Here is a 5,553-nt window from a genome sequence, read left to right on the forward strand (position 1 = left end):
GCCGACGAACATCTCGACGAAGTCGGAACCCGAGATCGAGAAGAACGGCACCTTGGCCTCGCCGGCAATGGCCTTTGCGAGCAGGGTCTTGCCGGTGCCCGGAGGGCCGACCAGGAGGACGCCGCGCGGAATGCGCCCGCCCAGCTTCTGGAACTTCTGCGGGTCTTTCAGGAAATCGACCAGCTCCTTGACCTCTTCCTTGGCCTCGTCGCAACCAGCGACGTCGGCGAAGGTGGTGGTGTTGTTGGCCTCGTCGAGCATGCGCGCCTTCGACTTGCCGAAGCTGAACGCGCCGCCCTTGCCGCCGCCCTGCATCTGGCGCATGAAGTAGATCCAGACGCCGATCAGCAGCAGGATCGGGCCCCACGACATCAGGATCCCGACCAGGAACGACGGCTCCTCGCGGGGCTTGACGTCGAACTTCACGCCGCTGTTGATCAGATCGCCGACCAGGCCGCGGTCGAGGTAGGTGGCGGTGGTGCGCAGTTCCTTGTCATCGGTGGTCTTGGCACGGATCTCGGTGGACCCGCCCGCAGCCTCCTGCAGGGTCACGCTGCGCACCCGCTTGGCGCGCACTTCTTCCAGGAAATCGGAGTAGCCGATCATCCCGGCCTGCGCGCCGGTGCGCTCGAACTGCTTGAAGACGGTGAAGAGGACCAGCGCGATCACCAGCCAGACCGCGACTTTCGAGAACCATTGATTGTTCACCGTGACTCCATTTCGAGGGGCGGATCGACGGCCCCGGAGGAGCCGGCGCCGACCTACGGCATCTGTGGCCGATTTTAGTTCACGCAACCCCGGCCTGCGGCTCGCCCGCAGAACCCCGGAATGCGTCCGAATCGAGGGCTACCGCACGCTATGGGCGGGTAGCTGGATCGGCCTTCAAAGCGATTCCGACCAGAAACGTCTCCGCCGACTTCGCCCGCGATGCCTTGGGCTTGACCGCCTTGACGGTCCTGAACGTCGATTTGAATCGTTCGACGAGCTGACTGTAGCCGCTGCCGTGAAAGACCTTGCAGACGAGTGCACCCTCCGGCCGGAGGTGGCGAATCGCGAAATCCATCGCGAGCTCGACGAGGTCGGCCATGCGTGCGGCATCGGACGCGGCGACCCCCGACAGGTTGGGCGCCATGTCCGAGAGGACGACGTCGACCGGGCGGTCGCCGACCCGCGCCTCGAGCATCGCCAGGACCTCGGGCTCGCGGAAGTCGCCCTGGATGAAGTCGACGCCGTCGACCGGCTCGAAGTCGAGGAAGTCGAGCGCGATGATGGTCCCGTGCAGCGGCCCCGGAGCGGCGTGCGGGTCGGACCCGGTGCTCCGGCCGAACTTGCGCCGCAGGTACTGGCTCCATGCGCCGGGCGTCGCGCCGAGGTCGACGACCAGCTGGCCGGGCACGAGGAGCTTCAGCTCCTCGTCGATCTCCTTCAGCTTGTAGGCGGCGCGGGCGCGGTAGCCCTCGCGCCGGGCCAGCTTCACGTAGGGGTCGGTCAGGTGGTCGTGCAGCCACGCCTTGTTCAGCTTCTTGCCCTTGCCGCGCGTGGCCATCCTCAACCGATCCTCGTTCCGGGCCGCGATAATAGGCGCGTGACCGCACTCGTTCTCTCGCCCTCCGCCCGCAAGGAAAAGCGCGCCGAAGCGCACCACCTCCATCCGGTCGTCGCCATCGGCAACGACGGCGCCACGGCGGCGGTACGGCAGGAGCTCGAAGCCGCCCTCGACGCGCACGGGCTGGTCAAGGTGCGCGTCTTCTCCGACGACCGCGCCGGCCGCGAGACGCTGCTCGCCGAGCTGAGCGACGCCCTCGGCGCGGCCCCGGTGCAGCACATCGGCAAGCTGCTCGTCTTGTGGCGGCCGCCGGCCGAGAAGGCCAAGCCGGAGAAGGACGGGCGGATGCCCGGGCCGAAGGTGGTCAAGGTGCTGAAGTTCTCGAAGAGCGGCAATCACCGGCCCCAGGTGAAGAAGGTCACGGTCCTCGGCAACATGCGCCTGGCGGCTGGCGGAACCCTCAAGCGCGCCAAGAAGCGGGTCACGAGCCCGAAGAAGGCGGCCCAGCAGCCCTGAGCGACGGGCCCGGCCTGCCCAGCCGCCAGGCCAGGGCCGCGACGACGCAGAGCTTGACCACGAAGAAGGCCGCCGCGACGCCGTGCAGGACGGCAAACGACGCCCTCCCCTCGCCGGCGCGCGCCGCGTCCAGCAGGGGCTGCAGGCCGAAGTGGCCCGCCACGGTGCAGAAGAGCGCGGCGAGCGGAAGCGCCACCTCGGCGCCGAAGCGCGTGCCGCCCCGCGCGACCGCGTCCCGGCCCAGCGACCGGCCGAGGAGGAGCAGCACGATGCCGAGTGCAAGGCCCGCGTAGGCGTCGGTCAGGAACAGCCTCGCCGCGACCCGGCCGGCGTCGGGGCGTGGCAGCAACGCGAAGAGCGCCGGAGCGGCGACGAAGCCGATGCCCGCCATCAGCCCGGCCCAGCCGCCGGCCAGCGCGCAGGCGGTACCGCGCAGGCGCTCGCCGGTCACCGGCCGCTCAGGCGTAGCGGACGCCGGTGATCTCGTAGCTGCGGGTGCCGCCCGGCGCTTGCACCTCGGCGACGTCGCCGACCAGCTTGCCGATGAGCGCACGCGCGATCGGCGAGCTGATCGAGACCAGGTTGTGCTTCAGGTCGGCCTCGTCGTCGCCGACGATCTGGTAGGTGACCTTGGCGCCGCTGTCCTCGTCCTCCAGGTCGACGGTCGAGCCGAAGACGACCCGGCCTTCGGCGTCGATCGACGACGGATCGATCACCTGCGCTGCGGCGAGCTTGCTCTCGATCTCGAGGATCCGGCCCTCGATGAAGCCCTGCTTGTCCTTGGCCGACTCGTACTCGGCGTTCTCGGACAGGTCGCCCTGGGCGCGCGCCTCGGAGATGGCCTGGATGACGGCGTGGCGCTCCACCGTCTTCAGGCGGTGCAGCTCTTCCTTCAGTTTGTCGGCGCCGCGCCGGGTGAGCGGAATCGTGGCCATGGCATGAACCTCTGCAGAGAAAAACAAAGCCGCCGCGGGAATCTCCGGCGGCGGCGGGTGTGGCGGTCAGTTTAGAGCAGTTCGGCGTGCAGTTCCTGCAGCGAGGTCACGCCGACGTCGTCGCCGTGCTTCATCGCCTCGACCGCCGCTTCGCAGCCGGCCATGCTGGTGTAGTACGTGACGCGATGGCCGAGCGCCGCCTGCCGGATGTGGCGCGAATCGGCAATCGCCGTGCGCGTCTCGTCGACCGTCGTGAAGACGAGCTGGATCTCGCCGGCCTTGAGCATGTCGACGATGTGCGGCCGGCCGTCCTTGACCTTGTTGATCAGGCGCACAGGAACGCCGGCTTCGGCGATCGCCGCGGCGGTGCCCCGGGTCGCGACGATGCCGAAGCCGAGGCCGTGCAGGTCTTTCGCGACGGCGACCGCGCGCGGCTTGTCGCCGTTCTTCACCGTGATGCAGACGGTTCCGCACGACGGCAGCCGCGAGCCGGCGCCGAGCTGGCTTTTCAGCATCGCCTCGCCGAAGCTGCGGCCGACGCCCATGACTTCGCCGGTCGAGCGCATCTCGGGGCCGAGGATCGGGTCGACGCCGGGGAACTTGTTGAACGGGAAGACCGCCTCCTTGACCGAGACGTACGGCGGGACGACCTCGCCGCGCACGCCCTTCTGGGTCGACAGCTTCTGCCCGACCATGCAGCGCGCGGCGATCTTGGCGAGCGGCTCGCCGGTGGCCTTGGAGACGAAGGGCACGGTGCGCGAGGCGCGCGGGTTGACTTCGAGGACGTAGACCACGGCGGCGCTGCCGTCGCCACCGACGTCGCCCTGGATCGCGAACTGCACGTTCATCAGGCCGACGACGTCGAGCGCCCGGGCCATGAGCTTGGTCTGCCGGCGCAGCTCGTCCTGCAACGCGGCCGGCAGCGAGTACGGCGGCAGCGAGCACGCGGAGTCGCCGGAGTGGATGCCGGCCTGCTCGACGTGCTCCATGATCCCGCCGATCATCACCTCGGTGCCGTCGCTGATGCAGTCGACGTCGACCTCGATGGCGTCGTCGAGGAAGCGGTCGAGCAGGACCGGCGACTTCTCGCTGACCTTGACCGCCTCGCGCATGTAGCGCTCGAGGTCCTTGTCGCCGTGCACGATCTCCATCGCCCGGCCGCCGAGCACGTAGCTCGGGCGGACGACCAGCGGGTAGCCGATCTCCTGTGCCAGCTGCAGCGCCTGCTCCTCGGTGCGCGCGGTCCGGTTCGGCGGCTGGCGCAGGCCGAGCTCGTGCAGCAGCTTCTGGAAGCGCTCGCGATCCTCGGCAACGTCGATCGAATTCGGCGAGGTGCCGATGATGGGCACGCCGGCGCGCTCGAGCTCGAGGGCGAGCTTGAGCGGCGTCTGCCCGCCGTACTGCACGATCACGCCGAGCGGTTTTTCTTTGGCGACGATCTCGAGCACGTCCTCGAGCGTGACCGGCTCGAAGTAGAGGCGATCCGAGGTGTCGTAGTCGGTCGACACCGTCTCCGGGTTGCAGTTCACCATGATGGTCTCGAAGCCGTCCTCGCGCATGGCGAGGGCAGCGTGGACGCAGCAGTAGTCGAACTCGATGCCCTGGCCGATCCGGTTCGGGCCGCCGCCGAGGACCATGATCTTCCTGCGGTCGGTGGGCTCGGCTTCGCATTCCTCGTCGTAGGTCGAGTACATGTAGGCGGTCTGCGTCGCGAACTCGGCGGCGCAGGTGTCGACGCGCTTGTAGACCGGGCGCACGCCGAGGGCGTGGCGGTGGGCGCGGACGGCCGACTCGGTGGCCGGGAGGAGGGTCGCCAGGCGCCTGTCGGAGAAGCCCTTGGACTTCAGGTAGCGCACCTCGGCGGTGCTCAGGCCGTCGAGGGCTCGCCCCCTGACCGCCTTCTCGCAGCCCAGGATCTCCTCGATCTGGGCCAGGAACCACGGGTCGATCGCGGTTTCCTCGAAGATCTCCTGGGCGCTCATGCCGATGCGGAAGGCGTCGCCGACGTAGAGCAGGCGCTCCGGCCCGGCCTCGCCGATCTCCTGGACGATCTCCTCGCGGTCGATGCTGCGCTCGCTGAAGCCGTCGATGCCGGTTTCGAGGCCGCGCAGCGCCTTCTGCAGGCTTTCCTGGAAGGTGCGGCCGATCGCCATCACCTCGCCCACCGACTTCATCTGCGTCGTCAGGCGCGAGTCGGCGGCCGGGAACTTCTCGAAGGCGAAGCGCGGGCTCTTGGTGACGACGTAGTCGATCGACGGCTCGAAGCTGGCCGGCGTCGCGCCGCCGGTGATGTCGTTCTTCAGCTCGTCGAGCGTGTAGCCGACGGCCAGCTTGGCGGCCACCTTGGCGATCGGAAAGCCGGTCGCCTTCGAGGCCAGCGCCGAGGAGCGGGAGACCCGCGGATTCATCTCGATCACGACCATCCGGCCGTCCTTCGGATTGATCGCGAACTGCACGTTCGAGCCGCCGGTCTCGACGCCGATCTCGCGCAGGATCGCGATCGAGGCGTTGCGCATGACCTGGTATTCCTTGTCGGTCAGGGTCTGCGCAGGTGCC

The 5,553-nt window shown here is 68.8% G+C and carries 6 protein-coding genes; 1 reads left to right on the plus strand and 5 read right to left on the minus strand.

Annotated features, from left to right (window positions below):
• Together AC30N0_RS16375 and AC30N0_RS16380 are read right to left on the minus strand one after the other, a co-directional pair.
• A partial coding sequence (locus AC30N0_RS16375; protein WP_489518963.1) for an ATP-dependent metallopeptidase FtsH/Yme1/Tma family protein occupies positions 1–708 on the minus strand: 708 nt, incomplete at its 3' end.
• Between the two features lie 148 nt (positions 709–856).
• The gene (locus AC30N0_RS16380; RefSeq protein ID WP_489518964.1) at positions 857–1,546 is read right to left on the minus strand and encodes an RlmE family RNA methyltransferase; all 690 of its coding nucleotides are present in this window, start codon (positions 1,544–1,546) and stop codon (positions 857–859) included.
• A 39-nt stretch (positions 1,547–1,585) separates the two neighbouring features.
• Here AC30N0_RS16380 and AC30N0_RS16385 point away from each other — a divergent pair, with 39 nt between their 5' ends.
• Positions 1,586–2,062 (plus strand): YhbY family RNA-binding protein, encoded by a 477-nt coding sequence (locus AC30N0_RS16385; protein WP_489518965.1) that lies wholly within the window; start codon positions 1,586–1,588, stop codon positions 2,060–2,062.
• Here AC30N0_RS16385 and AC30N0_RS16390 read toward each other — a convergent pair.
• From AC30N0_RS16390 to carB, 3 genes are all read right to left on the minus strand, one after another.
• Positions 2,028–2,513 (minus strand): DUF4149 domain-containing protein, encoded by a 486-nt coding sequence (locus AC30N0_RS16390; RefSeq protein WP_489518966.1) that lies wholly within the window; start codon positions 2,511–2,513, stop codon positions 2,028–2,030. The genes AC30N0_RS16385 and AC30N0_RS16390 overlap by 35 nt on opposite strands.
• 7 nt (positions 2,514–2,520) lie before the next feature.
• Complete coding sequence (greA, locus tag AC30N0_RS16395; RefSeq protein ID WP_489518967.1) at positions 2,521–2,997, minus strand: transcription elongation factor GreA; 477 nt, start codon at positions 2,995–2,997, stop codon at positions 2,521–2,523.
• A gap of 71 nt (positions 2,998–3,068) precedes the next feature.
• The coding region (gene carB / locus AC30N0_RS16400; protein WP_489518968.1) for a carbamoyl-phosphate synthase large subunit at positions 3,069–5,553 on the minus strand (2,485 nt) is incomplete at its 5' end.

The organism is Rhizobacter sp., assembly GCF_031412495.1.
Lineage (GTDB): Bacteria > Pseudomonadota > Gammaproteobacteria > Burkholderiales > Burkholderiaceae_C > Schlegelella_A.

What these genes read in the sequence shown, in the direction of transcription:
- AC30N0_RS16380 (WP_489518964.1), bottom strand. Translation starts at nt 1,546, where the DNA reads ATGGCCACGCGCGGCAAGGGCAAGAAGCTGAACAAGGCGTGGCTGCAC.
- greA (WP_489518967.1), bottom strand. Translation starts at nt 2,997, where the DNA reads ATGGCCACGATTCCGCTCACCCGGCGCGGCGCCGACAAACTGAAGGAA.